At 41.6% G+C, this 26,031-nt stretch carries 27 protein-coding genes; 7 read left to right on the forward strand and 20 right to left on the reverse strand.

All coding sequences use genetic code 11. The annotated features are described in order from the left end of the window. Positions 1–36: 36 nt before the first annotated feature. Entirely contained in the window at positions 37–855 is an 819-nt protein-coding gene (gene panB / locus BUC10_RS02970) for a 3-methyl-2-oxobutanoate hydroxymethyltransferase (protein WP_073176403.1), read from the reverse strand. 70 nt (positions 856–925) lie between these two features. On the opposite strand from panB, the gene BUC10_RS02975 reads away from it, so the two are divergent. Beyond that, a complete protein-coding gene (locus BUC10_RS02975; protein ID WP_073176404.1) occupies positions 926–1,408 on the forward strand; it encodes a nuclear transport factor 2 family protein in 483 nt (160 codons plus the stop codon). Positions 1,409–1,414: 6 nt separating this feature from the next. Here the strand turns inward: BUC10_RS02975 and BUC10_RS02980 are convergent, their stop codons facing one another. The 7 genes from BUC10_RS02980 to BUC10_RS03010 all read right to left on the reverse strand — a co-directional run bounded on the left by BUC10_RS02980 (position 1,415) and on the right by BUC10_RS03010 (position 8,364). Next, positions 1,415–2,092 (reverse strand): SCO family protein, encoded by a 678-nt coding sequence (locus BUC10_RS02980; protein WP_073177086.1) that lies wholly within the window; start codon positions 2,090–2,092, stop codon positions 1,415–1,417. A gap of 15 nt (positions 2,093–2,107) precedes the next feature. Beyond that, positions 2,108–3,838: a tetratricopeptide repeat protein gene (locus BUC10_RS02985; RefSeq protein ID WP_073176405.1), complete on the reverse strand. Its 1,731-nt coding sequence runs from the start codon at positions 3,836–3,838 to the stop codon at positions 2,108–2,110. A gap of 263 nt (positions 3,839–4,101) precedes the next feature. After that, positions 4,102–5,334, reverse strand: coding sequence for a DUF3570 domain-containing protein (locus BUC10_RS02990; protein WP_073176406.1), 1,233 nt, complete (start codon positions 5,332–5,334; stop codon positions 4,102–4,104). Positions 5,335–5,343: 9 nt separating this feature from the next. Continuing rightward, complete coding sequence (locus BUC10_RS02995; protein ID WP_165614842.1) at positions 5,344–5,568, reverse strand: DUF4266 domain-containing protein; 225 nt, start codon at positions 5,566–5,568, stop codon at positions 5,344–5,346. Then, positions 5,549–6,451 (reverse strand): FAD:protein FMN transferase, encoded by a 903-nt coding sequence (locus BUC10_RS03000; RefSeq protein WP_165614843.1) that lies wholly within the window; start codon positions 6,449–6,451, stop codon positions 5,549–5,551. The genes BUC10_RS02995 and BUC10_RS03000 overlap by 20 nt, the downstream gene beginning before the upstream one ends. Before the next feature lie 32 nt (positions 6,452–6,483). Beyond that, positions 6,484–6,897 (reverse strand): thioredoxin fold domain-containing protein, encoded by a 414-nt coding sequence (locus BUC10_RS03005; protein WP_073176408.1) that lies wholly within the window; start codon positions 6,895–6,897, stop codon positions 6,484–6,486. A 42-nt stretch (positions 6,898–6,939) separates the two neighbouring features. Then, positions 6,940–8,364 carry an L-serine ammonia-lyase gene (locus BUC10_RS03010; protein ID WP_073177088.1) on the reverse strand — a complete coding sequence of 475 codons (1,425 nt, stop codon included), beginning with the start codon at positions 8,362–8,364 and terminating at the stop codon, positions 6,940–6,942. 226 nt (positions 8,365–8,590) lie between these two features. Between BUC10_RS03010 and dnaK the strand changes: the two genes are divergently transcribed. Beyond that, positions 8,591–10,504 (forward strand): molecular chaperone DnaK, encoded by a 1,914-nt coding sequence (dnaK, locus tag BUC10_RS03015; protein ID WP_073176409.1) that lies wholly within the window; start codon positions 8,591–8,593, stop codon positions 10,502–10,504. A 73-nt stretch (positions 10,505–10,577) separates the two neighbouring features. On the opposite strand, the gene BUC10_RS03020 is transcribed toward dnaK, so the two are convergent. The 8 genes from BUC10_RS03020 to modA form a co-directional block, all read right to left on the reverse strand. Then, on the reverse strand, positions 10,578–11,222 hold the full coding sequence (locus BUC10_RS03020) for a LuxR C-terminal-related transcriptional regulator (RefSeq protein WP_073177089.1): 645 nt from the start codon (positions 11,220–11,222) through the stop codon (positions 10,578–10,580). A 666-nt stretch (positions 11,223–11,888) separates the two neighbouring features. Then, positions 11,889–12,743 (reverse strand): TolB-like translocation protein, encoded by an 855-nt coding sequence (locus tag BUC10_RS03025; RefSeq protein ID WP_073176410.1) that lies wholly within the window; start codon positions 12,741–12,743, stop codon positions 11,889–11,891. A 236-nt stretch (positions 12,744–12,979) separates the two neighbouring features. Then, complete coding sequence (rluF, locus tag BUC10_RS03030) at positions 12,980–13,702, reverse strand: 23S rRNA pseudouridine(2604) synthase RluF (RefSeq protein WP_073176411.1); 723 nt, start codon at positions 13,700–13,702, stop codon at positions 12,980–12,982. Then, positions 13,683–14,447 (reverse strand): subclass B1 metallo-beta-lactamase, encoded by a 765-nt coding sequence (gene bla / locus BUC10_RS03035; RefSeq protein ID WP_073176412.1) that lies wholly within the window; start codon positions 14,445–14,447, stop codon positions 13,683–13,685. The genes rluF and bla overlap by 20 nt, the downstream gene beginning before the upstream one ends. Continuing rightward, positions 14,444–15,319 carry an ABC transporter ATP-binding protein gene (locus tag BUC10_RS03040; RefSeq protein WP_073176413.1) on the reverse strand — a complete coding sequence of 292 codons (876 nt, stop codon included), beginning with the start codon at positions 15,317–15,319 and terminating at the stop codon, positions 14,444–14,446. The genes bla and BUC10_RS03040 overlap by 4 nt, the downstream gene beginning before the upstream one ends. Continuing rightward, positions 15,316–15,987 carry a molybdate ABC transporter permease subunit gene (gene modB, locus BUC10_RS03045; protein ID WP_073176414.1) on the reverse strand — a complete coding sequence of 224 codons (672 nt, stop codon included), beginning with the start codon at positions 15,985–15,987 and terminating at the stop codon, positions 15,316–15,318. The genes BUC10_RS03040 and modB overlap by 4 nt, the downstream gene beginning before the upstream one ends. After that, positions 15,984–16,388, reverse strand: coding sequence for a TOBE domain-containing protein (locus BUC10_RS03050; protein ID WP_073176415.1), 405 nt, complete (start codon positions 16,386–16,388; stop codon positions 15,984–15,986). The genes modB and BUC10_RS03050 overlap by 4 nt, the downstream gene beginning before the upstream one ends. Then, positions 16,381–17,139 carry a molybdate ABC transporter substrate-binding protein gene (gene modA / locus BUC10_RS03055; protein WP_245812763.1) on the reverse strand — a complete coding sequence of 253 codons (759 nt, stop codon included), beginning with the start codon at positions 17,137–17,139 and terminating at the stop codon, positions 16,381–16,383. The genes BUC10_RS03050 and modA overlap by 8 nt, the downstream gene beginning before the upstream one ends. 264 nt (positions 17,140–17,403) lie before the next feature. Here modA and BUC10_RS03060 point away from each other — a divergent pair, with 264 nt between their 5' ends. The 5 genes from BUC10_RS03060 (at position 17,404) to BUC10_RS03075 (ending at position 21,171) form a co-directional block, all read left to right on the forward strand. Next, on the forward strand, positions 17,404–18,225 hold the full coding sequence (locus BUC10_RS03060; RefSeq protein WP_073176416.1) for a LytTR family DNA-binding domain-containing protein: 822 nt from the start codon (positions 17,404–17,406) through the stop codon (positions 18,223–18,225). Between the two features lie 105 nt (positions 18,226–18,330). Continuing rightward, positions 18,331–18,930 (forward strand): hypothetical protein, encoded by a 600-nt coding sequence (locus BUC10_RS03065; RefSeq protein WP_073176417.1) that lies wholly within the window; start codon positions 18,331–18,333, stop codon positions 18,928–18,930. Positions 18,931–18,934: 4 nt separating this feature from the next. Next, a complete protein-coding gene (locus BUC10_RS03070; protein ID WP_222843710.1) occupies positions 18,935–20,104 on the forward strand; it encodes a serine hydrolase domain-containing protein in 1,170 nt (389 codons plus the stop codon). A 29-nt stretch (positions 20,105–20,133) separates the two neighbouring features. Continuing rightward, the gene (locus tag BUC10_RS17795) at positions 20,134–20,280 is read left to right on the forward strand and encodes a hypothetical protein (RefSeq protein ID WP_165614844.1); all 147 of its coding nucleotides are present in this window, start codon (positions 20,134–20,136) and stop codon (positions 20,278–20,280) included. Between the two features lie 231 nt (positions 20,281–20,511). Then, on the forward strand, positions 20,512–21,171 hold the full coding sequence (locus BUC10_RS03075) for an HAD family hydrolase (protein WP_084732513.1): 660 nt from the start codon (positions 20,512–20,514) through the stop codon (positions 21,169–21,171). 82 nt (positions 21,172–21,253) lie between these two features. Here BUC10_RS03075 and pafA read toward each other — a convergent pair whose 3' ends face one another. From pafA to BUC10_RS03095, 4 genes are all read right to left on the reverse strand, one after another. Further along, the gene (gene pafA, locus BUC10_RS03080; protein WP_165614845.1) at positions 21,254–22,858 is read right to left on the reverse strand and encodes an alkaline phosphatase PafA; all 1,605 of its coding nucleotides are present in this window, start codon (positions 22,856–22,858) and stop codon (positions 21,254–21,256) included. Positions 22,859–22,874: 16 nt separating this feature from the next. After that, the gene (locus BUC10_RS03085; RefSeq protein WP_165614846.1) at positions 22,875–24,032 is read right to left on the reverse strand and encodes a ComEC/Rec2 family competence protein; all 1,158 of its coding nucleotides are present in this window, start codon (positions 24,030–24,032) and stop codon (positions 22,875–22,877) included. Positions 24,033–24,120: 88 nt separating this feature from the next. Beyond that, positions 24,121–24,999: a nucleoside phosphorylase gene (locus tag BUC10_RS03090; protein WP_073176421.1), complete on the reverse strand. Its 879-nt coding sequence runs from the start codon at positions 24,997–24,999 to the stop codon at positions 24,121–24,123. A 7-nt stretch (positions 25,000–25,006) separates the two neighbouring features. Then, complete coding sequence (locus BUC10_RS03095; RefSeq protein WP_073176422.1) at positions 25,007–25,936, reverse strand: glycerophosphodiester phosphodiesterase family protein; 930 nt, start codon at positions 25,934–25,936, stop codon at positions 25,007–25,009. Between the last annotated feature and the right edge of the window lie 95 nt (positions 25,937–26,031).

Genomic DNA, 26,031 nt, shown 5'->3' on the forward strand with positions numbered 1-26,031 from the left:
TCTCCCAATTGAAAATTGTTAGTTCAGAATTGGCAATTAGTACTGTTCGTTTTCATTCGGAAAATCCCGACGCTTCACATCGTCAACATATTGTGAAATGGCATTCCCCATTTCCTCATAGAGGTTCATGTACCTCCTAAGAAATCGAGGATTAAACTCATGTGTCATTCCCAAAAGGTCATGTACTACAAGCACCTGACCATCAACCCCGTTACCGGCACCGATACCAATGATGGGTATGGAAACACTCTCTGCTACTTCTTGGGCCAATTTGGCTGGAATTTTTTCCAAAACGATCCCGAAACAACCAATTTCTTCCAAGAGTTTGGCATCTTCCTTAAGTTTTATGGCTTCCTGATCTTCCTTCGCACGTACCGTATAGGTGCCAAATTTATAAATGGATTGAGGTGTTAACCCAAGATGTCCCATAACAGGAATTCCAGCTTCCAGAATTCGGCTTATAGAAGTCTTTATCTCCGCTCCACCTTCCACTTTTACAGCATGGGCTCCGCTTTCCTTCATGATTCTGATAGCGGAACGCAACGCTTCTTTCGAATCACCTTGATAGCTTCCAAAAGGAATGTCCACCACGACAAGTGCTCTTTTTGCGGCACGTACTACGGAGCTGGCATGGTAAATCATCTGATCCAAGGTTATGGGCAGTGTGGTTTCATGACCTGCAATGACGTTGCTTGCTGAGTCTCCAACAAGAATCACATCTACATTGGCGGCATCAACGATTTTGGCCATGGAATAATCATAGGAGGTAAGCATGGATATCTTTTCCCCAGTTTGTTTCATTTCTATCAATGACTTTACCGTTACCCTTTTATATTCTTTTTTTGCGACTGACATTCGGTTTTGTTTTAATAGCTAAATGTAAGCAGATTTGTTTAAATTGAAGCGCAATCAAAAAACTTCAAAAATGAGAACTATTTCGATTTTAAGCTTGACCTTAGGTTTAGTTTTAACCGTAAACGCCCAAGGGCCAAACCCTTCCACTTATGATGAACAGCAGGCGGTTAAAAAGGTTGTGGAAACTTTTTTCGATGGGTTTCACAAACAAGACTCCAGCATTATCAATAGTACCGTGGTCAAGGATATGGTTTTGCAGACCACGGGTAGGGATAAAGAGGGCAAAACAAGATTCCGTACCGAGGAATATGCCAATTTTATCAACTCAATAACGAGTATTCCAGACAGTATCCAATTTGAGGAAAAGTTAACCTCTTTCTCCATTCAAGTGGACCGGACGATGGCCAATGCCTGGGTCGGATATGAATTTTGGATGAACGATAAATTCAGTCACTGCGGAATCAACTCATTCCAACTCATTAATTTTGATGGGGAATGGAAAATCATTTATCTCATAGATACTAGAGGACGATCTGGTTGTCTGGAAGAATAGCATTTTTTAAGGCGATGGGGTATTGTTAAACCTATGGGTCAACAATCTGACGTCTTCAATGAGTCGTTGTATTTCATCTGGATCGGTGCCATTATATACACCCCTAATTTGTCTTTTTTTATCGACCAGTACAAAGTTTGGGGTATGGATAAAATCCTGTAATCCGCCATCGCCATAGTCCAAAGCTGCAAAAAAGCTCTTTCGCGCTAAATCGTAAATGTGTTTTTTGTCACCAGTGGTCACGTTCCATTTTGAATCCAGAACCCCATTTTTACGGGCGTATTCCTTTAAAATGGGGACACTGTCCATTTCCGGGGTAACGGACATGGATAAAAACATAACATCATCATTATTGATAAACTCTTTTTGCAATTTTCCCATATTGTTGGACATAATGGGACAGATGCTGGGACAACGGGTAAAAAAGAAATCGGTAACATATATCTTGTTGTCGTATGTGGATTGCGTTATCAACTCCCCATTCTGGTTGGTAAGATTAAAGTCGGATACTGTATGATGGGATGCTACTTGCTGTGTTTCCGAATCCACTAAATCTGGATGAAAATCTTTTGGACCAAATACGGGGAGCTCAGCTTTTTGATTAGGAAATATTGAAACCACCATTAAAATGCCAATAATCACAATTAGAAAGGGTATTTTGACTGCTTTTAGTGTTGTGGACATTTTCATAGGTAGCTTTTATAACACGGAATTTTCAATTTTAATATCTGAATGTTCCCAGGCCTTGTCAAATTCTTGTTTTATGACGGAAGCCTCATCCATCCGTCCTTGGGCCTTTAAACTTTTGTACAAACCCATCAACGACCATCCGTTTTGTCTGAGCACATCCAAATCTGCCCGGTACACCTTTTCTGCTTCCTTGAAGTTTTCGGCCTGCATCAGGACAGCACCTAGATTTTGTCGTGTTGGGATGTGCCATGCTGCCGGTTCCGTATACGTAAGTGCATCTTCATATTGAACCGCTTGCTCCAGATGCTTTATAGCAGTTGTTAGATCTCCATTTAAGGCGGCCAATTCCCCGGAGACAACTTCATAGGCAATGTTGGCCGAGTTGATGGATGGGTTCTGGGCTGTGGCAATCAATGTTTCCATCTCTGGATCGTTCTTTAGAGCACCAATGGCCTCCAGCTCTTCCTGTGCTTCCTTGACATTCCCTTTTCTGATGAATGCCATCCCCCGCGCATAATGACGAATGAGATTAAGATGTTTTATGTCGGGATTTGGAGCCGGAATGGTCAATATCTCATTCCACTTGCCAAACCGAGTATAGGCAAGCATGGGCGTAGAAGCAAAATCTTGCAAAAAGGGCATGGAAACCAATTCTCCGACAGGTACTTTTTCGGCTGTTTTTTTGGCGGCGTCCATGGCTATGCGACTATCACCTAGTAGACTTGCCGCAGACCATAAAAAATGAATGTTATGTGGATAATACCCCAATGGATATAAACCTTGGGAATAACATTGGGAAATATAGTCCTCATCTGCCATAATTGCTGCCTGATTCGCCTCAACGGCATCGAGATATCTCCCTACCCTGATATAAATATGTGAGGGCATGTGCACTAAATGCCCAGCGGCAGGCATCAACTGCCCCAATTTGTCAGCACTGGCTACACCTAGGTCAGGCTTTGGAAGCTCTACCATGTGAATGTAATAGTGGTGGGCCCCAGGATTATTGGGGTTAAGTTGCATGGCTTTTTCCAGGGCCGCCTTGGCCTCTGGGATGTTGGGCGAGGGATTGCCTTCCTCATCCCAATAGTTCCATGGTACCGTATTCATTATCGAAGCGGCATAGAGTACTTGTACTTCTGCATCTTCAGGGAATTGTTTTACCACCTTGGCCATGGCTTCCATATAGGCTAGGTTTAATTCGGCAACATCCTTCTCTAGATCAGTGCTATACCTAGCCTGCAAAGCTCCAATAAGTGCTTTTTCCTTGGGTGTGGCATTTTCGGATAGGCGCATTGCTTCTGCCAAAGCCTCGTTGGTCTTAATTTTGCGGTCCTCCGGAGGAAGGGGGTCATTAATATTTGGACCTAGGGCATAGGCTTGGCCCCAAAAGGTCATAGCAGAAGTTGGATCTAACCTTGACGCTTCCATGAAGGATCTATGGGCCTCAGCATGATTAAAAGCATAGGTGAGGCGCAGACCTTGATTGAAAAAAGTCTGGGCCATTTCATTATCTGTACTAATGTTATACTGGAGTTCTCCCAAATTCTCGAAAAGCGGTGCTATTTGCTGCGTACTATCAGGTACTTCCAACAAATATTGGGTAGGTGTACACTTGATAAAGCTAAAAGACGCGCTTTGATATTTGGCAAAGGTCTTTGTGTTGTTGTTTTTGGTTAAAAAATGAATGGCTACCGCCATTCCCAATAGTACAAGGGCTAGGCTTAGTTTCGTTTTCATAATGTTAAGGTTGTTTATTTTTCGTTGGCTATGGTATGCCGGTTTTGAATCCATCAAGTGGATTTTTTGGAGGAAGCACTTTCATGGGGGAAGTCGGTCCTAGTACACTCCTGTCCAAAACTGGGGCAACCTTACAGGTTGCGGTCATCGTTTACAAGGTAATCAAAGTTTTGCAATCTCGTTTCACGAATTGTTTAAATGGGTAGTTATGAATTGTTTCCGGAGTGTTTTGAGGCTTTTTTGGTATGCTAAAACGAGAACATCTAGTTTTTATTCCTTCGCTTGGGTCTCTTTTCCTTCAGGGCTTTTTTCTTTAAAAAGTTAAAGGAGGTGGCAAGCGTGTGGGCCCTTAAGCCATTAGATCTTGAATAATAGAAGTATTGTATGGAAAAACTGTGCAAACCCCTATTCTTGCGCACGGCGGGCCAATGGCGCCAACCCATACCAATGGTGAGGGAATTTATAGAGGACAAATCATAATCAGAAGTGTAGTAGGTTTCATTGGCATCATGCTCACCCTTGGCGGCAAAATATTTTGAACCTTGTTGGATATAATAGCGGGCACTTGGCAACAAAGTCCATTTGGGACTCAGCTTTATAGCAGTTTCATTGTCTATGGTAAGTCCTAAAATTCCAAAATCATCGGTATATCCTGCAATTTTGTTTCGCAGTATCACTCCACCTGAAGTAAAGGTGTTCCATTTTAAGGAAATGGCCAATTTCTGTCTTTGATCAGGAAGTTGTTCTACCGCTCTGGTGTTATCTGTAAAGAAAATACGGTGAAAGGGCGTAGCCAATAAACCCTTTTGCAAACTTAGGGCGGTAAAGATGCCTATTGTATTTCGTTGGTCCAAAACTTGTGTAAAGCCCAAGTTCAAATTATAAGAATCTCGTTTGTACTCATCATACCATTCCTGAAAGCGCAGTTCCACGGGGTAAATAAGGAACTGGGGTTCGGACAAGAACCCGTCATCCAGTCTTCCCCACCTAAGGTCATCATTAAAAACCTGTAATTCAGCAGAGTAAGTTTGCATGTCGCTCTTTGAAGTTTTGGTCCAACCAAGATATTTACCAAATGAGAAATAATCGGATTCTATAGAACCACTAAGTCCGATGCTTATGCTGCTTTTACTTTTTTCAAAATACCTTGAATAGCCGAGATTGGTGTAACTTCTTGCATCAAGTCGTGAGGCAGAGGATTGGACACGATCGATATTGTCTGTGGAAGCTGAGGAAATGATATCAGCACCCAATTGGAAGTTGATCCCATTTTTGCCAAAAGTTTTCTTAAGTCCAAACGAAGGCCCGTAAACAATTAGGCGTTCTGTGCCTTCCCCGCCGGTAACAGCTGAATTATCGCCGTCCTGGATATAGTGGTTATACAATAGTTCAACCTCTGTTTCCCGTACTTTGAATGCTTTGTTCTTTGGTTTTTGGGCTTTTCCAAACAAAATGGAAAAAGCAAGACTACCGACAAGAATGGTTCTTTTGTTCATGTATCAACCCTAGTTACAACCACAACCACCACTACCTTTTTTACCTTCTGCCGCTAACGAGCCCTCCCGAATGGTATTCACATATTGCTGAAATTTGGTTCCATTCGCACCGAACATGGACATTTCGGGGTCGTTGATGTATTGTCTTTCATAGGGTTTTAAAGAGGTGGCGCAGGACCCAAAGAATCCGCCGATAAATAACATGAACAACGTTCTAAGCAGGAATTGGTTCATATTGAAGTTGTTTGGTAAAGAAAACTTTATTTTCGGCATTTATGACGATGCCATGTGTTTGGGGGAGTTGATTTAAAAATGAGATTCCTTTTTCCAACCCCATAGCGTACACTGCGGTGGCCAGAGCATCGGAGAGTTCCGCGCTAGGAGAAAAGACGGAAACACTTTTGACCCCGCTCACCGGCAGACCGGTTTTGGGATTGATGTTATGGGAATAGCGCACTCCATTGTGCATGAAATATTGTTCATAATCTCCAGAAGTGGCCACCGCAGCATCCTGTAAAGGCACATAAAACAGCGATTGGTTTCTGTCATCGGGATTTGAAATCCCAATTTTCCAAACCTCGTCATTTTCATCTTTACCGAAGGCGGTAAGATCTCCACTTGCATCGATGTAACCGCCGACCAAGTTATGTTTTTTCCATTTTTTTCTGACCGCGTCTGCGGCATAACCCTTACCAATAGCGGCCAAACTAATTCGCATATCTTTTTGATATAGTTGTGCGGTGCCATTCCCGGTATCCAGACGCAAAAAATGATAGCCAATTTTCCTAAGGGTTCTGGAAATTGTTTTTTTCTCTGGAAATTTAAACGTCTGGTTTTTGAATTGATACAGTTTTTTCAAAGGCCCCATGGTTATATCGAAATAGCCTTTGGATAATTTGGAAATTTTAATAGAGCGCTCTAGAAGTGCCAAGACCTCTGGTTCTGCAGCAATGGGGTTCCCTCCAGAATTCTCGTTGATTTTGGAAATTGTTGAATCCTCCTGAAATTCTGATAGTAACGCCTCTATACGTTGAATTTCCCCTACACCCTCATCAAGCAAAATGTTGGCTTCCCGCTCACTGGCCATAACAACGCCAAGCTCAAAGGAACAGCCCATCAATTTACATTTTCTTTTGAAGCGTTTTATAGTCATTTGGACAGATTTGACTTGATTTGCGAAACAAAATCTGCAGGACTTTGATCATGGTACTCCAGGGTAATAACTTTGTCTGTACTATTGTTGATTAGCAGAATAGTGGGAAAAATACCTTTGAAGTCATATTCCTCTGCTACTTTGGCATTGTAATCTTTAATCTCCTGCTTTAATTTCTTTTTTTGTGGGAAATCAATGCGCTCCACTTCAATGTCCTCTTGGGAAAAGAAATACTTTACATAAGTACTCGAAAGCACATTTTTTTCAAACCGGATGCAGTTCATGCACCAATCCGAGCCTTCAAAGAGGATAAGTGTATACTTGGAATCCAAATCTTTATGTGGAGCAAAGGAAAGGGCACATAACACACAGAGTGAGATAACTATTTTCCAGAGTCTTGAGGTCGACATAAAGTGAAATATGATGTAAGTTCCAAAAAAATACCTTACCAATCAACAGTCACTTAAAAAGACGCCCACTGCAAGTCCCCCTTCGGAGGTTTCTTTGTACTTGCTGTTCATGTCCTTCGCCGTTTCCCACATGGTGTTCACTACTTTGTCCAAAGGAACTTTAGCCTCGCTAGGGTCCGTATCCATTGCAAGTTCTGCGGCATTTATGGCTTTTATTGCGCCCATGGAATTTCTCTCAATACATGGCACTTGAACCAGTCCGCCAATGGGGTCACAGGTCAGGCCGAGGTGATGTTCCATAGCGATTTCAGCGGCCATAAGCACTTGTTCAGGAGTTCCTCCCATCAGCTCGGTCAATGCACCTGCAGCCATTGCAGACGAGACTCCAATTTCTGCCTGGCAGCCTCCCATCGCCGCTGAAATGGTGGCGCCCTTTTTGAATATGCTGCCGATTTCTCCGGCTATCAGCAAAAATTGTTTGATGTCCTCAAAGTCGCCATCATGGTTTTCAATGACCAGATAGTACATAAGCACAGCCGGGATAACACCTGCACTTCCATTGGTAGGGGCTGTTACCACTCTTCCCAACGCGGCGTTTACTTCATTGACGGAAAGGGCAAAGCAGCTTACCCATTTGATAATTTGCCTAAACTTCACCTCTGTTTCCCTAATACTTTCCAGCCACTCTTGAGGTGTGGTATACGGGTGCGCGCCAATTAATTTCTGATTTAAATTGAAGGCCCTCCTCCGTACATTCAAACCGCCTGGCAAGGTGCCTTCGGTATGACATCCTGTGTACATGCATTCCAGCATGGTATTCCAAATACGAAGCAGTTCAGAATCTATTTCTTCTGAAGATCGAAGCGCCAATTCGTTTTCTAGGACAATCTCTGAGATCGTCTTTTGTTTCGTCTGGCAATATTTTAGGAGTTCTTCCCCCGTTTTGATAGGGCAGGGGAAGGTCTTGAAAGTTACTTTGTTCTCTTTGGAATGGGAGCGATCCTCCTTGACCACAAACCCACCGCCTATGGAATAATAGGTTTCCGAAGATTTTTGTCCGTTAGGAAAAGTTGCCTCAAAAAGCATCCCGTTGGCATGGAAGGGCAAAAACTCTCTTTTAAAAATGATGTCATCTTCAAAGTGGAATGGGATTTTTCGAGATCCGCCTAAATTGAGCTGGCTAGATGATTTTAGTTCCTTCAGATAAACCTCAATTTTATCTGTTGGAACAGTTTCTGGGTCGCTTCCCAAGAGTCCCATGGCCACGGCAATATCAGTAGCATGGCCCTTTCCGGTCAACGAAAGGGAACCATAAAGGTATACTTTGATGGAGCTTACAGATTCAAAACGACCTTGTTCTTTGAGTTCATGAATCCAACGCTCGGCAGCCCTCCAAGGGCCCAGTGTATGGGAGCTGGATGGGCCAACTCCTATCTTGAGCATATCAAAAACACTAATGCATTCCACAGGCGAATATTGTTTGGCCAAATATAAGAAGAGCAGCAACGGTATTTAAAAAATACCGGGCCAGAAGTTCATCAATTTTCTAGATATGCTGCGAAACCTCATTACTACTATGCAGGTCTATCTGGTGTAAATCTGACACCTTGTCATATTCCATGGCATGGCATAATCATTGTCACTTCTTGGTCGAGACAAAAATGAATTTACAACAGATATAACTTTAGATACAATGAGCAAAATTATAGGTATAGACTTGGGTACGACCAACTCCTGCGTCTCTGTAATGGAGGGAAATGAGCCGGTGGTAATCCCAAATGCTGAAGGAAAACGCACTACTCCCTCAGTTATCGCATTTGTAGAAGGCGGTGAAATTAAGGTAGGGGACCCGGCCAAACGTCAGGCGGTGACTAACCCACACAAGACTATATATTCCATAAAACGATTTATGGGGAACAAATTTTCTGAGTCCAAAAGAGAAGCAGATCGTGTTCCCTACAATGTGGTAAAAGGTGACAATGACACTCCTCGAGTGGACATTGACGGACGTTTGTATACGCCTCAAGAACTTTCTGCCATGATTCTTCAAAAAATGAAGAAAACGGCGGAAGACTATTTAGGTCAAGATGTGTCAAGAGCGGTGATTACCGTTCCTGCCTACTTTAATGATTCCCAGCGCCAAGCTACCAAGGAGGCGGGTGAAATCGCAGGATTGACCGTGGAACGTATTATAAATGAGCCTACCGCGGCTTCTTTGGCCTACGGTCTTGACAAAAAAGATACGGATCAAAAAATCGTAGTGTTCGATTTTGGTGGAGGAACCCATGACGTTTCCATTTTGGAATTGGGTGATGGTGTTTTTGAGGTTTTGGCAACCGATGGGGATACCCACTTGGGAGGTGATGATGTAGATCAAAAAATCATTGATTGGTTGGCTGAGGAATTTAAGAGTGATGAGGGTATGGACCTTCGTGAAGATGCCATGGCATTGCAACGTTTACGCGAAGCTGCTGAAAAAGCAAAGATTGAACTGTCGGCTTCTGCCCAGACTGAAATCAACCTTCCTTATGTTACCGCAACGGCTTCAGGGCCAAAGCACTTGGTAAGGACATTGAGCCGTGCAAAATTTGAGCAGTTGATCGATGATTTGGTTAAACGTACCATCGAGCCTTGTGAAACTGCCCTTAAAAGTGCCGGACTTTCAAAAAGCGATATTGACGAGATTATCTTGGTAGGTGGTTCCACTAGAATTCCCGCGGTTCAAGAGGCTGTGGAAAAGTTCTTTGGTAAGAAACCATCAAAAGGGGTAAACCCGGATGAGGTGGTGGCGGTAGGTGCCGCTATCCAAGGTGGAGTATTGACCGGTGATGTTAAAGATGTACTACTATTGGATGTAACTCCACTTTCCTTGGGAATTGAAACCATGGGAAGTGTGTTCACAAAATTAATTGAGTCCAATACAACTATCCCTACGAAAAAATCTCAGGTATTCTCTACTGCGGCGGACAATCAGCCTTCGGTTGAAATCCATGTGTTGCAAGGAGAACGACCAATGGCTGCGGATAATAAGACAATTGGCAGGTTCCATTTGGATGGAATTCCACCTGCACCAAGGGGTACTCCCCAAATTGAAGTGACCTTTGATATTGATGCCAATGGTATCATCAAGGTTTCCGCAACGGATAAGGCTACGAACAAAACGCAGGACATCCGAATTGAAGCTTCTTCTGGATTGACCGAAGAAGAAATCCAAAAAATGAAAGCTGAAGCGGAGGCGAATGCTGAAGCGGATAAAGCGGTCAAGGAGAAAGCTGATAAGTTGAACGAGGCGGACGGAATGATTTTCCAAACGGAAAAGCAACTAAAGGAGTTCGGCGATAAGTTGTCCGACGATAAGAAAAAACCTATCGAAGATGCTTTGGAAGAGTTGAAGAAAGCCTATGAGACAAAAGATGTGGCTGTTATCGAGCCAGCTTTGGAGAAAATCAATGAGGCCTGGAAAGTTGCATCGGAAGAAATGTACAAGGCGCAAGCTGAGGCGGCTGGCCAGACCAATGGGGCAGATACCGCAGCAGGTGACGCGGGCACCAATGACAGTGCAGAAGGTGATAATGTTGAGGATGTTGATTTTGAAGAGGTGAAGTAATCCTTCAATTATAATATAGTTAAAAGGCCCGCAATAAATAGCGGGCCTTTTTTATACAAAGAAGACAAACTGGCTAAGCTGCATTCAATTGACGCACTTCCAGTTCTTGGAGTTTTTTTAAAGCCTCCGCTTTCGAGTTTACATTGAGTTTTACGTATATATTTTGAATGTGGAAATTTACCGCACTAGGAGTGACACAAAGTCTGTCAGCAATCATTTTATACGTATAGCCTTGGGTAAGGAGCTCGATAATTTGATTTTCTTTTTTTGAGAAGCGCTCATAGCTTTTACTTTGAAAAGAATGGATGATTTTCTTTGCAACATCGTGTTCCAGGGCTATACCATGTTCATTCAATTCGTCAAGGGCATTGAAGAACCTACTTTTGGTCAGCGGCTTGGTCAAAAATCCACTTGCACCCTTTTTAAAGGCTTCCTTGATAATTTTGAAATCGCATTTCTGGCTCGTCATTAATATTTGAGGAACGTTACTCTTTTTATGGAAGTATGGAATTCCATCTATTCCGGATAGACCGGTCAATTGTACTTCGCAAACCACTATATCAATTGCATTCCCAGAAGTATGGCACATATACCGGTTTATGGAAGTATGGATACCAACCAATTCATATTCGTCATGGTCACTGAAATAAAATCGGTATAAGGGATGTAGTTTTTCGTCATGGTCAACAATCGCGATTTTTAAGGGGGAAGTTTTCATGGTTACTAGATTTGAGTTATCTGATTTTGTCTGTACTTGAACATTCTTCACCAAAAATTTAGGCAAAGCATATGCTTTCCTCCATGTCGTATTAAGAAGAGATTTAAGAAGAGATTTGGTGTTCCATCAAATTTGGAACTACCTAAATAACGCTTACACCTCCTTAACGGACAGGCAGTGGTCTTGACCTCGAAAAGGTCAAATCAAAAATGATTTAGAAAGGTCGCTGTGTGCTAGTGAAGAAACCCTAATATGCTAAAAGGACTAGGTCTGGCACTTAAAATTATAGCTTTTTTCATGAGTTTAAGATTTGGGATTATGTATTATTTCAAGAATTAAATTAGGATTTTTTTTCTTTTGAAAGAAGTATTTGTAGTTTTTTTCGTTCAAATGCACTTTGTGGTTTTTTGGAAAAAACAGAGGGATTCTTGTCGATATCCTTGTTTTCCGAGGTAGGACGTTGATGTCAAATAAGGCCATAAAAAAATAGGATGCCCTTTTGGAGCATCCTATTCTTAACAAAATCGGTCCGAGTGAAATAATACAACCCGCTTCTATGATAAAGTGCAGTTCCCCCTGTTTAAATTACCATAGTCCAACAATTTCAGTATCTCAGTAATAGACAAAATCAGATAACGTTCAGGTAGTGGACCAATTTATATTGTTCTAGTCTTCAAAGGAGGTACTGGTAAGCTCGTAGTTGGTGCCACTGTGCAATGCAGTGTCCAACTTTTCATCATTATAGGCCATCATGGTACCGTCCCCAGCTTGTTTTCTGTAGGCGATGGTTACCTGCTGGATGGTCTGGTTCTGTCCTCGGTTGGAAACTACATAGCTCTCTCCTTTTTCCAAATCAAGTTGAATGGCATAGTCATCCTTGTTGCTATTGATGTGGCTTCCAAGGTTTACAGAAGCAGTAAGGTTGTTCTGTACCACCTGGGTAGCATAAAGGTCCAATCCGCCGAAGCCTTCACGACCTTCTGATGCAAAGAACAGTAGTGTTTCGTTATAAAGGTTAGGGTATAACTCGTCTTCTTTGGTATTTACTTTAGGTCCAAGATTCTTGGATACACCCAAACTTCCATCTGCATTGATATCGGCAACATAAATATCATATTTACCATAGCTACCTTTCATATTGGAGGCAAAGAAAAGACGTTTTCCATTGGCAGAGATAGTAGGGTGCTTTGCTGATGCGTACTTTGGGCAGACATTCAGTTTGGTAATATTGCCCCAGGTGCCATCAATTTTTTCTGCACGATAGATTTCATGGACAACTTCTTTTTTTGAAAACAATCCATAAAGTGGTTTCTGTTCACTTGATTTGCTGAAATAGGCGGTCTTTCCATCCTGTGTCATCGTCATGGAAGGAATATACCCTTCAAGTGTAGAAAGCTGTCCTTTGGTTTCAGGGAAACTTTGGTTCGTCGATTCAAACTTTATTGGATTCTGGGCAGTTAGTGTAACTGTAAATAGAAAACCAAAAACTAAACTTAGGCTGTAGGTAATTGAACGTGTCATGATAAAATAGATTTGGGGGTTAACAACATCACAAAGTTGGAGAATTATTTTTGAGGATTACTTATGAATTTTTCATAGGTTTTGAATTTTAACGAATAAAAAGTGCATTTAATCGAATATTTTTTAGATAATTAACATCTATGAATTGAGATTTTGCAGTTAAACGGTGTTTTGTGTCATTCAACGGATTGAATGGATGCGGCTGACGTGTTTAAAATACCTTGAATTTCAACGCCTTAGTTATGGGTTTTGGAAGAGTAAGAGACCAGTCTTTGAATTTCCTTTAGTTCTTGATCCGATAGATGCCTCCATTTTCCAACAGGTACATCCAGTTTTACATTCATGATTCGAACCCGTTTAAGCTTTTTTACCCGATAGTCCAGATATTCACACATTCTTCGAATTTGTCGGTTCAAACCTTGTGTAAGAATAATTTTAAACTGGTTCGGGCCTATTTTTTCCACCTCGCATTTACGAGTCATAGCGCCCAAAATGGGAATACCGTTCCGCATTCGCTTCAGAAATTCTTCTGTAATCGGTCTATTTACAGTAACCAGATATTCTTTTTCATGATGGTTTCGAGCCCGTAGAATTTTATTGACGATATCTCCATCATTCGTCAAGAAAATGAGTCCCTCGCTGGGTTTGTCCAATCTTCCAATTGGAAAAATACGCTCTGGATAATTGATGAAATCGATAATATTGTCCTTCTCCACCCGGGTATCCGTGGTACAGACAATGCCCACGGGTTTATGAAATGCCAAGTAGACCGATTGTTTCTTAGGCCTCGAAACCAACTCCCCATCTACCCGAACCTCATCATTGGCGGTTACTTTGGTTCCCATCTCGGGTGTCTTCCCATTGATGGTGACCCTACCTTGTTCAATAAGTTTGTCCGCTGCCCTTCTGGAACAATACCCTACTTCACTCAAATATTTGTTAATTCGGGTTTCCTTCATCCTGAGTTTTGTTTTCCGATTGGAATAAGGTTATGGTATAGTCCAATAAATCCGTTTTACCTGACTTCCCGTGGCCCGGGACCACCCACTTAAGGTTGGGAAACTTAGTTTTTACCTTATTTACTGTAATTGGCCACTGAGGCACATCGGCTTCCCCTAAATATCCTTTTCCGGCACCCAAGGATTTCAACAAGCAACCACCAAACAGTACTTCTTCGGCTGGAATGTATCCAATAATGTTATCCAGAGTGTGTCCGGGTCCAACAAAAATACAGGATACGCTTTCGTTTCCGACCCGAATATTTGTTTGATGCTGAAAGCCTTTTTGGGGAACGGTCATTTCGTTCTTTAAGGCGAATTCTTTGGTCAGACTATTGGCTATGGAAGGAATACCAGCTTCGTGAAAAGCAACAAGACCACCAAGACAATCGTCATGGGAGTGCGTGGGGACAATAGCAACTACCTTCGCCTTGAGTTCTGACGAAATCCATGTCAAAAGTTCTTCAGATGCTGCATCCGTAGTTGGGGTGTCAAACACAATCACTTCATTCCCATTTTTATAAATCAGGCCATTGCAGGCAACATTCCCAAAACTATCGGTTTGTAAATAGGAAATATGGACGTAGGTATTGGCCGATAATTTTTCTATTACCAAGGTTTCAGAGGTGTGTAGGGCAACAGTTGCTTCCTGTTTGCAGCCGGTAAAGGCTAAAGTGATTAAAAAATAGAGTGCCAGGTGCTTCATTTGATTTTATAAATAATGGGATTAAAGGCTTTGGAGGCCACAATAACCGTATCGCCTATGGACAATTCTTTTACCTCAGACTCTTGAGCAACGATTTTGACCAATTCATTTTGGATCAAAACTGAAACAACAAAAACAACATCTTCCTGCTGTATCTGTATTACTTCGCCCTTAAATTTAAACTTACCGCTCAAACTACTTTGGGTGAATACATCGGTGGGATTACCTTGCTGTATCACCTTTCCATGATGCAGTTTGAAGGTCCAGTCCGAAAGCTTCAGGATTTCACCAATATCGTGACTGATGAGAACGGTTGTGAGACCATACGTTTTATGAACCTCTTGCAAGTAGTTCTGTAATTTAAGACGGATGCCAAAGTCAAGGGCTGAAAGTGGTTCGTCCAATAATAAAAGTTTTGGTCGTTGTACCAAGGCCCTGGCCAGGGCCACTCGTTGTTGCTGTCCGCCGGATAGGGTATTGGGTTTTCGATCCTGGATGTTTTCCAACTCCATGATATGGATCAATTCTGAAACAACCTCCCGCGGTTGGCTTTTCTTCAAACCAAATTCCAGGTTTTGTCTTATTGTTAAATGGGGGAAGAGCGCATAATCTTGAAAAACATAACCAATACCTCTTTCCTGAGGTTTTAGATCAATGCCTTTTGCAGTATCCAGCCATATTCTTCCATCTACGGCTATATAGCCATTATCGGGTTTTAGCAGACCGGATAATATTCGAAGTGTTGAGGTTTTACCTGCACCGGAAGGTCCGTAGAGCGTAACCAACTTGCCTTTGTCTATGGCAATGTCCAGACTTAACATCATGGGGCCTTCAGGACCGTTCAACGCCTTTTGCAGTTTGATTTCAATCATTTCAAAAACCGTTTTAAATACCCTCCGTTACTAAGGTATACCAAGAGCAAGATTCCGAAGGTAATGGCGAAGAGCACCAAAGAATAAGTGTTGGCCGCAGTATAGTTTAAGGCTTCCACCTCTTCATAAATGGCTATGGACGCAACTTTGGTGCTGCCGGGAATACTGCCACCAATCATTAGGACTACCCCAAACTCGCCAATGGTATGGGCAAAGGCAAGCACGATTCCTGTCAGCAATGAAGACTTTATGTTGGGAAGTAACACCTTAACAAGGGTTTGAAATCTGGACTTTCCCATTACATATGAAGCTTCTTTCAGCGAATTTGGCAATCCTGATAGTCCGGACTGCAGCGGATGCACCATAAATGGAAGGCTATAGATCATAGAGGCCAGAACCAGTCCCCAGAATGAGAAAACCAACTGTATTCCAAAAGTTTGGTCTAACCAGTTTCCGAAGAAGTTATTTGGGCTAAAGGCTATTAAAAAATAGAACCCCAATACGGTAGGGGGTAAAACCAAGGGCATACTAACCAAGGTTTCCGCAATGGGTTTGAACTTTGATTTGGTATAGGTCAACCAGTATGCCAAGGGAAGGGAGACCAAAAAGAGTAGGGCAGTGGTTACCAATGCCAATTTAAAGGTCAATATCAATGGATCCCAATTCATACAGAAGCCAACATTACTTCATTTAGTTTTATCATCGCAAGGGCGTCCGAATTTTCTTTTATCCCAAGTGTGTTTACCGCATTGGTGCTTATGACCGAAATAATTTCACCTACTTTAGTGTCTAAATGTACGCTGCTTAACAATGTTCCTTTTTTGATGGCCCTAATCTTTCCAGGAATTCGGTTTTGCAGACTTACAGCAGGATTTTGCCCAATACCGATAACCACTTCGGTCTCTTTAAAAAGCACTTTTACCTGACCGTTTTCCTGCAAAAGCTTGGATGTTTCAGGGGTTTCAATCACAATGGCCTTGACCAAGATATTTTGGTCGAGAACAACCGATACAACGGACAGGTTGCCGCTAGAAACAATTGCTGAAATGTGTCCCTGAAAGCTATTCATCCATCGAATATCCGTATTTCTCTAAAATTTTGCGGGCTTCCTCTGAAAAAATAAAATCAAAAAAGCGTTGGGGCGAATTGTCCCTGTTCTCGTTTCGCCTGGTCAATACGATTCCTTGTTGCACCGGATCATAATATTTTGGGTCGAGTGTTTTCCATTTGCCCTTGCCTTTGAGGTCAGGGGATAGGACCACCGATTTTGCGGTAAACCCTATTTGGGCCACCCCGGTGCTTATGAACTGATTGGTTTGCGAAATGCTTTCCGCATAAACCAGTTTTTCCACCAAAGTGTCGTGCAGGTCCAAATTTCTCAATACTTGAATAGAGGCCCTTCCGTAAGGCGCAATTTCAGGGTTGGCCAAGGCGATGTGTTTGACATCCTTATTGGTAAGACTTGTTAAAGAAGGAACTATTTGGTCGCTCTGTGTCCAAAGCACCAACCCACCATTGGCATAGACTTTGGGCGGAGCGGTGGTCAAGCCATCATCAAACAGCTCCATGGGATATTTCATATTCGCAGAAAGAAAAACATCATAGGGCGCGCCTTCCTTTATTTGAGCCGTAAGTTTTCCCGAGGAGCCGATGATTAGGTTGCATTGTATTTCGGTTTTGTTGGTAAAAGCCTCTACAATCTCGGATATTGCGTATTGCATGTTGGCAGCTACGGCAATGGTTAGTTTTACTTCTGTAGAGGGCCTGCAAGCTAAGACGGCTAAAAGTAAAAGCGAAACTGAAAATCTACGGAATTTCAAGATTGTTTTTTTGATGTTCTGCACAAGGTAATCAAAACTTATATGGATCTAGGATCAAAGAGTACAACAAGAACGAAAATAAGGTGCCAGGGCATTGAAGATAAACGGAGTGGCAAAGTGTGGATTATTGGTAGTTTTTAACTTTCACTTCGCTATTGAAATTTTGGATTGACTTCTGTATGCAAGGGAATCTCATTATTTTTGATAAGGTTGTCAAGAGGCGCACTATTGAAGAGAATGCAAATCCCTTCGGGAATTTAAGCGATGGAAAAAAATAATAAGAATAGGTCTATTTATTACCCCGATGTTTCCATTTTCCTGGTCGCAATTCCTATCATTAGTGCCATCAACTATTACCTTACCTATGCCAATGTCAAATTCAATGGTTTCTTACTGTTGACATTCACCATAGATACCGTAACGGGATACATCGCCTGGTACTTTGTACGAAAATTGATTTTGTTCTTGGATTTAAAACTCCCTTATGATAAAGGCATTCTAAAACGTTTGGGTGTACAGATACCCGCAACAACCTTCCTTGGCTTGGCCATTATAAGTTTTTTGACCGAACTAACTAGTTTTATTGCTAAAGGTGAAAGTGCTCCCTTGGATTTCTACACGATTGATCTTATCATAATCGGCATTTGGTTTTTTTTTATAAATGCACTCTATTTGGGACTCTACTACTACAATCAATGGAAAAAAACAGAGCAAAAGATTGCCAAAGAGGAAAAACTAAGGGCGGATGGTTTTGTGGTAAAAGTTGGGAAGAAAGATTTGAAGCTGGATTTTGAACGATTGGCTGGTTTTTTTGTTGATGCGGATTATACCATAGCTCAAGACCTTAGTGGGAAAAAGTTTTATCTGGATGATTCCTTGGAAAGAATTGAAAACCGTGTGCCAGCACATACTTTCTTTAGGCTGAACAGGAAGTATATATTACATCGCAAAATGATTTCTGGCTTTCAAAGGGTAGAGAATGGAAAACTTTTGGTTCTTCTCCATGAAACCGATTTTTTTCCCTCTAATATTCCAGTTAGTCGTACAAAGGCCCCTTCGTTTAAAAGGTGGTTTAGGCCAACATAGTGACATTTCACGGGTTTAAATACTACACTTCGCCTTAAAAGAACATTGCGGTCCACATTCCTATCCAAAGTGGATTATACTTTTGAATCATCAATCAATTAAATCATGAAACAAAAACTTTTGTTATTTCTGATGAGCTGTTGGTTCATGAATTCCATAAGTGGGCAGGGCGAACCTGCTAAGAGTTATAGGAACTACCCCTTGGTCATAACCTTGCAATTCCATTCACTATCAATGCCCTTTAAGAATCTAAAGGCCAATTTGTCCAATATTGGAATCGGTATAGGCACGGAGGTAAGCTATAATGGTAATCACAACTGGGTACAACAATTCAACCTAATGTGGTACAGGAATAAAAATGTTGGGAATGGTGTTTTCCTGTATTCCCAAGCAGTATGGCGACCAACAATTACCAATAATCTCTATACAGAACTGAAATTGGGTGCCGGCTATATGCTAACATCCAGACCAACACAATCGTTCCGGCAAGAAAACAGTGAATGGAAGTCCGTTGGGAAAAAGGGTAAAGGGCTTTTTGCGCTTCCTGTTGGAGTTTCCTTGGGCCATAATAAGTATTCAGAGGGAACCTATGTGTCACCTTTTGTAAGTTATCAATTTGTATTGTTGAAAGGATACAATGAGAGTATTCCCCTAGTGCCAGAAACACTTTTACAGGTTGGTTCACGCATTCACTTTAAACAGTAGAGAGATGAAAAGACTTAGCATTAAAATATACATTGTTTGGATTGCTGTAATGTTCAATAATGCACTAGCACAGGATTTTATGGTACATCCATGCGAATCCGTTCAGCCTATTGGGGGGTTTGTACGAGCCGAGGCATTGGATGAGGCCATGGGAAAGCTTGTCCGGAATGGCGTTCCGGGAGCAGCTATTGCCGTGTTTTCGGATAATGGTTGGTGGTACACCGCAAAAGGATTTTCCAGAATAGAGGATAAAACCCCGCTAAGGATTTGCAATCTTCAATATCTACAAAGCGTTGCTAAAACCTATCATGCGGTGGCCATTTTGAAACTGCACGAGCAAGGAAAAATTGATCTTGACAAGCCCATTACGGACTATCTGCCCAAAAACATCAGTGGCTATATTTCAGAAGCAGGAAAAATCAGTGTTAAGATGCTCTTGAACCATACTTCCGGTATTCCAGAGTACAATTTTAATCCAAACTATGTGGCAAGGTTACTGCAAACTCCCGAATATGCCTTTACCGGTGAGGACTATCTTGGCTATATAAGGAAGAAACCACTTGATTTTGAACCTGGGAGTCGATATTCGTATCGGAATACCAATTATGTTTTGCTGGCATTGATTCTTGATCAGATAACAGGCGACCATGCCCAATGTATTGATGATATTATTTTTAAGCCATTGGGGCTATCCAGTACCTTTTATAGAAATGATGCCAATTTCCTGAACTACCAAGAACTTGTTAACAGCTATTGGGACCGCAACAGTACCGGGATAGTGGAAAATGCAACGTACCTGCAACGGAAAAACGTCCAGCATATGATCGGGGACGATGGTATAGTGACCACACCTGTGGAGGCCGTTAAGTTCTTAAAAGGGTTAATGGAAGGTCAACTACTTTCCAAAAAGACCCTTGGACTTATGAAACAATGGGTGAAAAATGATAAGGGGGAATTTGCCTATGGTCTGGGACTTGATTTTGTCCAGGTGGGTAACTTGGAAGCCTATGGGCATTCAGGCGGCGGTATCGGAGCAGGCTGTGAACTCTATTATATTCCGGAAAAAAACCTATACTACTTCTTGGCGGTCAATTTAGGGACCGTCACCTACAGTCCACTACACGATGGGATTGAAAAAATACGCGCAGAAATCTATTCTATTTTGTTGCAATAGATAAATCTTTATAGACGATTCACGAAAATATGGTGCTTGGCAAGTACACCAAGGCTGAAATTGCCTATGCCCCGGATGCCCTTGCAGAAAATTATCATGTATGGAGTCTGGATAATGACATTGATGTGCGGAGCGGGAGCATTAAATCCAAAGCGAAGTTGATATCTTTGAAATAACGCTTGGTAAGAGAAGTCATGGGAGTCATAAACTTTGAAATTTTTATGGTTGCCTGGTTTTCGTCTAGAATAGCCGCTAAGTTCAGAAAGAATAATAAAATTAAATTGTGGTTGGATAGAGTCGCAGGTGGCGTGTTCATAATTCTAGGAGTAAAAATCGCCCTATCCGATAGCTAATGATAACTAAATGATGGGCTATATGCCAATACAAAATCCAGTTATAATTAAAGTATGATGAGAAAAGGCGGGGTGATTTTCGATTTTAACGGAACTTTATTTTGGGATTCACCATATCAGGAAAGTTCTTGGGATAAATATTTGCAACACTATGGCATCAGTTTGACCAAGGCCCAGAAACGGGAATATATTCATGGGAGAAACGGGAAAGACACCTTTGAAATCCTGTTTGGCAGAAAGTTGAGTGCCGTTGAGATTCATCAGTTTACGGAAGAAAAAGAAGTGCTCTACAGGAATGAATGCCTAAAACACAAGATGGAACTTGCCCCGGGAGCCAAATTGTTGTTGGAAGAGCTTAAGGCAAATGAGGTTCCCATGGCAATTGCAACCGCCTCAGGAAAAAGCAATGTGGATTTCTTTATAGATAGATTCAACCTACTGGAATATTTTGATGCGGAAAACATCATCTATAACGATGGTTCCGTGAAGGGCAAGCCGCACCCGGAGATATTTTTGAAAGCTATGGATAGCTTGGGCATAGCAAAAGAGCAAACCATAATATTTGAAGATTCTTTTTCTGGCATACAGTCAGCAATTAATAGCAAGGCTTCAACAGTTATTATTGTGAATTCAAACGACGATGAATATTTAGAATTTGAATTACCGGTAATAAACCATTTTGACGAGTTCGATAGAAACCTTTTGGTTTATTGATCGTTGTTGTACAATATCCCATCGGGTGGGGAGAAGATTGTTCAAAGGATTGATGGGACTACTTCATGTCTTTTCATTGAATTTATTCGAACAACTCATGTATGGGTTCGTTACTGGCATTGGACGGTAAGGGGATGTCCAACAACATGGAAAGGGTGGGGGCTATCTGATCAATGGTCTTTTTTTTGACCGTTTGTCCCTTTTGAATATGCCATCCAAACCAAAGGGAAGGCACATGGGTATCATTATTGTAAAAGGCACCATGTGTTGTCCCTACACTTCTTTTTGGCATCCAACCCTCCTTAAAATGTAACAAAATGTCCCCAGAATTTTCCTTGTGGTGACTTTTCCTAAAAGTCTTATCTATGTTCAGATTCCTGTTGGAGTGAAACCCGGGAACGTATACTTCTTGAATTCCCTCCAACTTTGTCAAAACAGATACAGCGGCCTTTAATATTTCGTCTTTTGGAGTTTTTACTGGATTAAAATAGATCTGCGTCTTATCCATATATGCGACATATTTTTCATTTCCGAAAAGCTCGGATAATTCTAAATCCAATTGTTGTTTAATGGATTCTACATCAAAGTACTCTCCTTGCAATTTTGAAGCCCTAAGAAAGTCAGGATGGTCACTGGCCGCATGATCTGCAGTAAGAAACACGAGGTAGTTGCCCTTACCCACTTGGGAATCCAGAAAGGATAGCAAATCGGCAATTTCCAGATCCAAACGGATGTAAGTGTCTTCCAATTCCTTGGATCGAATGCCAAAGCTGTGACCTATATAGTCCGTACTGGAATAACTTATGGTTAAAAAGTCCGTTTCATTTTGCTGCCCCAGACCTTCTTCCAGTACAACTGTTTTGGCCAATTGGTTTAAAAGGGTATTCCCGAAGGGAACAAAGGGAATCATTTCAAAATTCCCATTGGCCATATACAGCTGTTTCAAACCATAGGGGAATGTTGCATTGACCCTTCCCTTAAAAACCTTTTCCATGGCTGCATTATCTGGTCCACTGTGTTTATAAGCTTCCAATGGTTTTAGCATATTCCAAGTAAGATTTAATAGGGAATCGGCCAGTTTTTGTTGATTAAATTCCATCAACCAATTGGGAAGTTTTTCTGAATAATAGGTACTGGTAATGAACTTTCCTGTTGGCGAGTGGTACCAAAAGGCATAATCGGCCAAGTGCCCAGCGGGAAAAATTGCACCACGATCCTTGATTGATAATCCAACGACTTTGGAGCGTCCATTGCTGAATAGTTTCAACTCATCGGTAATGGTAGAAGCCAAAAGATTTTTTGGGGAACGAGAATACATATCTACTTTTTCCTGCATGATTTTATCCCCATCGGTTAAAAAGACCGAATCATCTTCGGCGCAATACATGGTTCTTACTTTAGATCTACTGTACCAATCATTGGCTACTATACCATGATTTGCTGGAGTTGTACCTGTAAATACGGATGCATGTCCGGGACCGGTTGCGGTCGGCATATAATTGTAGTGCATGTTCTTGATATTGAACCCTTCCCACATCAGTCGTTTGAAACCGTTTTCCGTGTAATTGTCCTGGAATCGATACAAATATTCTGCCCGCATTTGGTCGATAATGATACCAACAACCAATTTGGGTTTATCCTTTTGTTGTGCATGGCCAAACAGGTTGCATAGTGCAACCATTGACATAACCACAAGATTTCGTTTATTGACTTTGATAGGGACCATAAGTTGTTTTGATATTTAGGGTTTTCTCATCCAAAATATAGACCATATAGCTTGCTCCATTTTGGGTGACTCGAACTAAAATATGCCCTTGAAGGCTCTTGTAATTGTCCCTAAACCAAGGACCGTAGGTAACCAAGGTTTCAGGGTGCATGTTTGTGGAGAAAATATGCCTTTCGTTGTTTTTTTGATTTTGATAAATGAGCCGTTGGTATACTTCTTGTCCCGGATGGTCCGAGCACCATAGTTGCTGAACTACCACTTTTGGGTTTAGGGTTTCAACGAAGAACTGGTTCGTAGCATCTCGGTTTCCGTGATGGTTGAGCGTAGTTACTTCTACTTGCCCAACCGCTTTGGCCATTGGAGTTTCAACATCAAACCATTTAGGAAGGCCAAAGCCTTGAAGACCTGTGTTGTCACCTCCAGTGAAATAGTCGAAATCGCCATAGGACATTTTTAACGCTAAGCTCAGCGGATTTTCATTGTAACCACCTTCATAAAACGAGATCATCTCCTTTGCGGAAAAATATTCCATGGTAGTGCTATCCGTTCCTGTCCAAATAGTACCATTGGACTTTATATTACGAATGGAAAAGTTGCGATACCTGTTCCTGTTATTCAAAAGTTCTATTTGGGATTTACTGCCAACATTCAAGGCTTCGGCAGGTACTTTTTTTGTTCTTAGAAAAGAAAGATATTCTTGAAAGATGCTGTCATTTTTTAGATGGGTTGCAAGGTCAAATGGAAAATTGAGCCCGGGAGAATTCCGATCAATTATCTTTCCAAATGGAATGTCCTTCCCTAAATCCATTAGACTTCCATAATGATCCGAATGAAAATGTGAGATTACAGCATAATCTATAGTGTCCCGATGTCTTTCAGGAGTGGTACTTTTGATGTAGTCCGATATCCATTTCCAAGTAGGTTGGCTGTCATCCGGTGCGGGCGAGGTGGCTTTTAAAGGGGCGTATTTTTCTTCAAATCGTTTCTTGTCCATACTTCCTGCATCCAAAATGATAGTAGTGCCATCGGGAAGAATAAAAAACGTGCAGTTTCCACTTCCAGTATTGATATGGTGAATATCCATATAACCCTCTTGCCAATCTCCGAGTTTCTTTTGGGTTTTGGATGATTCCATGTTTTGCCGATGGGAATCAACTGGTTGCGACCTTGGTTTACAGGCCAAATGGGAACCTAGTAGCAGGGTGGTCAGAATTAGGACGATTTTAGGATTCATCTGCGGTAATCTTATGTAAAACATAGGTTATGAGTTCTTTCACATTTTTACGATAGTTTTTATTGGCTTTCTTGTTCAATCTATTTGCAATGATCAAACAAATGGCAATAGCATCGTGTCCCAACATTTTGGACAGGCCATAAAGGGCAGAGCTCTCCATTTCGTAATTGGTAATTTGGTAACCATGATATTCAAATAGTGAAAGCTTGTTGTTGATGCCATCCAGTTTTTTGGAGAGGCGCAGTTCTCTGCCTTGCGGCACATAAAACCCTGGAGCGGTGATGGTGATTCCCGTAAAGGTCTCCGCACTCTTTAGTTGGGCAAGCAAGTTCTCTGAAGCATCCACCACATACGGGTTTAGAAAAATGGAATGTCCTCCCACCAAAATCCGAAGTAACCTACGGAACTCTTCATTGACGACTTCAGCTCCTTTTTCATAGAAATATAGAAGATTATCGAACCCTACGGATTTCTCGGAAATGACATATGAGTTAACCGGAATATGTTTTTGAAGACTGCCGGAGGTCCCGATCCGTATAAATTCCAATTTTCTCTTTTTACTTTTTATTTCTCTGGTTTCAAAGTCGATATTGACCAATGCATCCAGTTCGTTCATCACAATATCGATATTGCCGATTCCAACACCTGTGGAAACCACTGTAATTCGTTTGTCCTTGAATTTTCCGGTCATGCTCACATATTCTCTGTTGGCTATTTTGAATTCGATATCGGAAAATAAAGATTCAATTACATCCACCCGTTTTGGATCACCCACAAGAATAACGGTATCGGCTACTTGCCCCGGCCTCAAATGCAAATGGAAAATACTTCCATCAGCGTTTAGAATCAATTCGGAATCTAAAATCATGGGATTCTTAGTTATGCATGTTCTTGCTTCGCAAATAATCTAAGAGCAGCTTCGGTCGGTCCGTTTGTATGATATCAACGTTATTGTCCAGATACCACTGATATGTAGTGATATCAATTGCTGCTTTTTCGTCATCATGTCCACCACTTAGATGGGGCCAAAGGGAATTGACCCAAACACCTGACCCCGCTTTCCGAATTGTATTAAAGTAAGTTCCTAAACCTGTGGTGTCCTTTGAAACTATGAATTCGAAGGCCACCGGTTTCCGATGCTTTATATAATCATCCACGATTTCTTTGCTGTTCTTTTTTAGACGGATTACGGGCATAAAATTGAAGTCGTCCAGATAAAGGCCAAATTCTTGTTCTACTTCTGTTCTTGTCTTTGCTCCCTTAATAAGTACTTGATCCGAGGTTTCGGTAAGTTGTACAATTTGGAAGCATTTATCAAAAATGGTGTAACTCTTATCCAGATTTACCAAGATTTTGTCTTTAGTTGTCCTCAAAGCTTCTTCCAGCGTTGGTATTTTGTGTGGAGTGGGGACTCCCAGACCATCTTTTAAGTACAATGTCATTAATGAGTCCAAGGTCCAATCATTGACAAATCCTTTTCCGGTAGTGGTACGGTCAATGGTTTCATCATGCATGAGCACCAAATGGCCGTCTTTGGTTTCCCTAATATCGATCTCGACCATATCCACACCCATGTCGATGCAATTTTGGATGGCTTTCAAGGAGTTTTCGGGAGCATTCCGCCAATCTCCGCGATGCGCTACCACGATAATCTCTTTATTCTCCGAATTGTTCAGATTGGCAATTTTATCCTGGATGGAGGACACTTGGTGATGTGTCCCATCTTTTGAAGGTATTGGATTGGGTTGCTGATCTTTGCAGCTTACCCATATCAAAAGAACTGAAAAAAAGAAAAGGCGTTTCATGTTGTTTTTAGTATTGTTTTGTTTGAGCGCAGCTTAAAATAAAAAGGGGGGATATAATCCCCCCAATGGAATTAAAATAAACTAAACTAACTCAA

Origin of the sequence: Flagellimonas flava (assembly GCF_900129665.1) — a bacterium.
Taxonomy (GTDB): Bacteria; Bacteroidota; Bacteroidia; order Flavobacteriales; family Flavobacteriaceae; genus Flagellimonas; species Flagellimonas flava.

Coding starts and splice junctions, on each gene's coding strand:
- BUC10_RS03090 (WP_073176421.1), bottom strand. CDS start 24,999: ATGATTTTAGATTCCGAATTGATTCTAAACGCTGATGGAAGTATTTTC.
- BUC10_RS03075 (WP_084732513.1), top strand. CDS start 20,512: ATGATGAGAAAAGGCGGGGTGATTTTCGATTTTAACGGAACTTTATTT.
- BUC10_RS03065 (WP_073176417.1), top strand. CDS start 18,331: ATGAAACAAAAACTTTTGTTATTTCTGATGAGCTGTTGGTTCATGAAT.
- BUC10_RS03070 (WP_222843710.1), top strand. CDS start 18,935: ATGAAAAGACTTAGCATTAAAATATACATTGTTTGGATTGCTGTAATG.
- BUC10_RS02975 (WP_073176404.1), top strand. CDS start 926: ATGAGAACTATTTCGATTTTAAGCTTGACCTTAGGTTTAGTTTTAACC.
- BUC10_RS17795 (WP_165614844.1), top strand. CDS start 20,134: ATGGTGCTTGGCAAGTACACCAAGGCTGAAATTGCCTATGCCCCGGAT.
- BUC10_RS02985 (WP_073176405.1), bottom strand. CDS start 3,838: ATGAAAACGAAACTAAGCCTAGCCCTTGTACTATTGGGAATGGCGGTA.
- rluF (WP_073176411.1), bottom strand. CDS start 13,702: ATGAAGGAAACCCGAATTAACAAATATTTGAGTGAAGTAGGGTATTGT.
- BUC10_RS03050 (WP_073176415.1), bottom strand. CDS start 16,388: ATGAATAGCTTTCAGGGACACATTTCAGCAATTGTTTCTAGCGGCAAC.
- BUC10_RS02995 (WP_165614842.1), bottom strand. CDS start 5,568: ATGAACCAATTCCTGCTTAGAACGTTGTTCATGTTATTTATCGGCGGA.
- bla (WP_073176412.1), bottom strand. CDS start 14,447: ATGAAGCACCTGGCACTCTATTTTTTAATCACTTTAGCCTTTACCGGC.
- BUC10_RS03000 (WP_165614843.1), bottom strand. CDS start 6,451: ATGGGCTGTTCCTTTGAGCTTGGCGTTGTTATGGCCAGTGAGCGGGAA.
- dnaK (WP_073176409.1), top strand. CDS start 8,591: ATGAGCAAAATTATAGGTATAGACTTGGGTACGACCAACTCCTGCGTC.
- BUC10_RS03025 (WP_073176410.1), bottom strand. CDS start 12,743: ATGACACGTTCAATTACCTACAGCCTAAGTTTAGTTTTTGGTTTTCTA.
- pafA (WP_165614845.1), bottom strand. CDS start 22,858: ATGTCAATGGTTGCACTATGCAACCTGTTTGGCCATGCACAACAAAAG.
- BUC10_RS03085 (WP_165614846.1), bottom strand. CDS start 24,032: ATGGAATCATCCAAAACCCAAAAGAAACTCGGAGATTGGCAAGAGGGT.
- panB (WP_073176403.1), bottom strand. CDS start 855: ATGTCAGTCGCAAAAAAAGAATATAAAAGGGTAACGGTAAAGTCATTG.
- BUC10_RS02980 (WP_073177086.1), bottom strand. CDS start 2,092: ATGTCCACAACACTAAAAGCAGTCAAAATACCCTTTCTAATTGTGATT.
- modB (WP_073176414.1), bottom strand. CDS start 15,987: ATGAATTGGGATCCATTGATATTGACCTTTAAATTGGCATTGGTAACC.
- BUC10_RS03040 (WP_073176413.1), bottom strand. CDS start 15,319: ATGATTGAAATCAAACTGCAAAAGGCGTTGAACGGTCCTGAAGGCCCC.
- BUC10_RS03095 (WP_073176422.1), bottom strand. CDS start 25,936: ATGAAACGCCTTTTCTTTTTTTCAGTTCTTTTGATATGGGTAAGCTGC.
- BUC10_RS03020 (WP_073177089.1), bottom strand. CDS start 11,222: ATGAAAACTTCCCCCTTAAAAATCGCGATTGTTGACCATGACGAAAAA.
- BUC10_RS03060 (WP_073176416.1), top strand. CDS start 17,404: ATGGAAAAAAATAATAAGAATAGGTCTATTTATTACCCCGATGTTTCC.
- BUC10_RS03005 (WP_073176408.1), bottom strand. CDS start 6,897: ATGTCGACCTCAAGACTCTGGAAAATAGTTATCTCACTCTGTGTGTTA.
- BUC10_RS02990 (WP_073176406.1), bottom strand. CDS start 5,334: ATGAACAAAAGAACCATTCTTGTCGGTAGTCTTGCTTTTTCCATTTTG.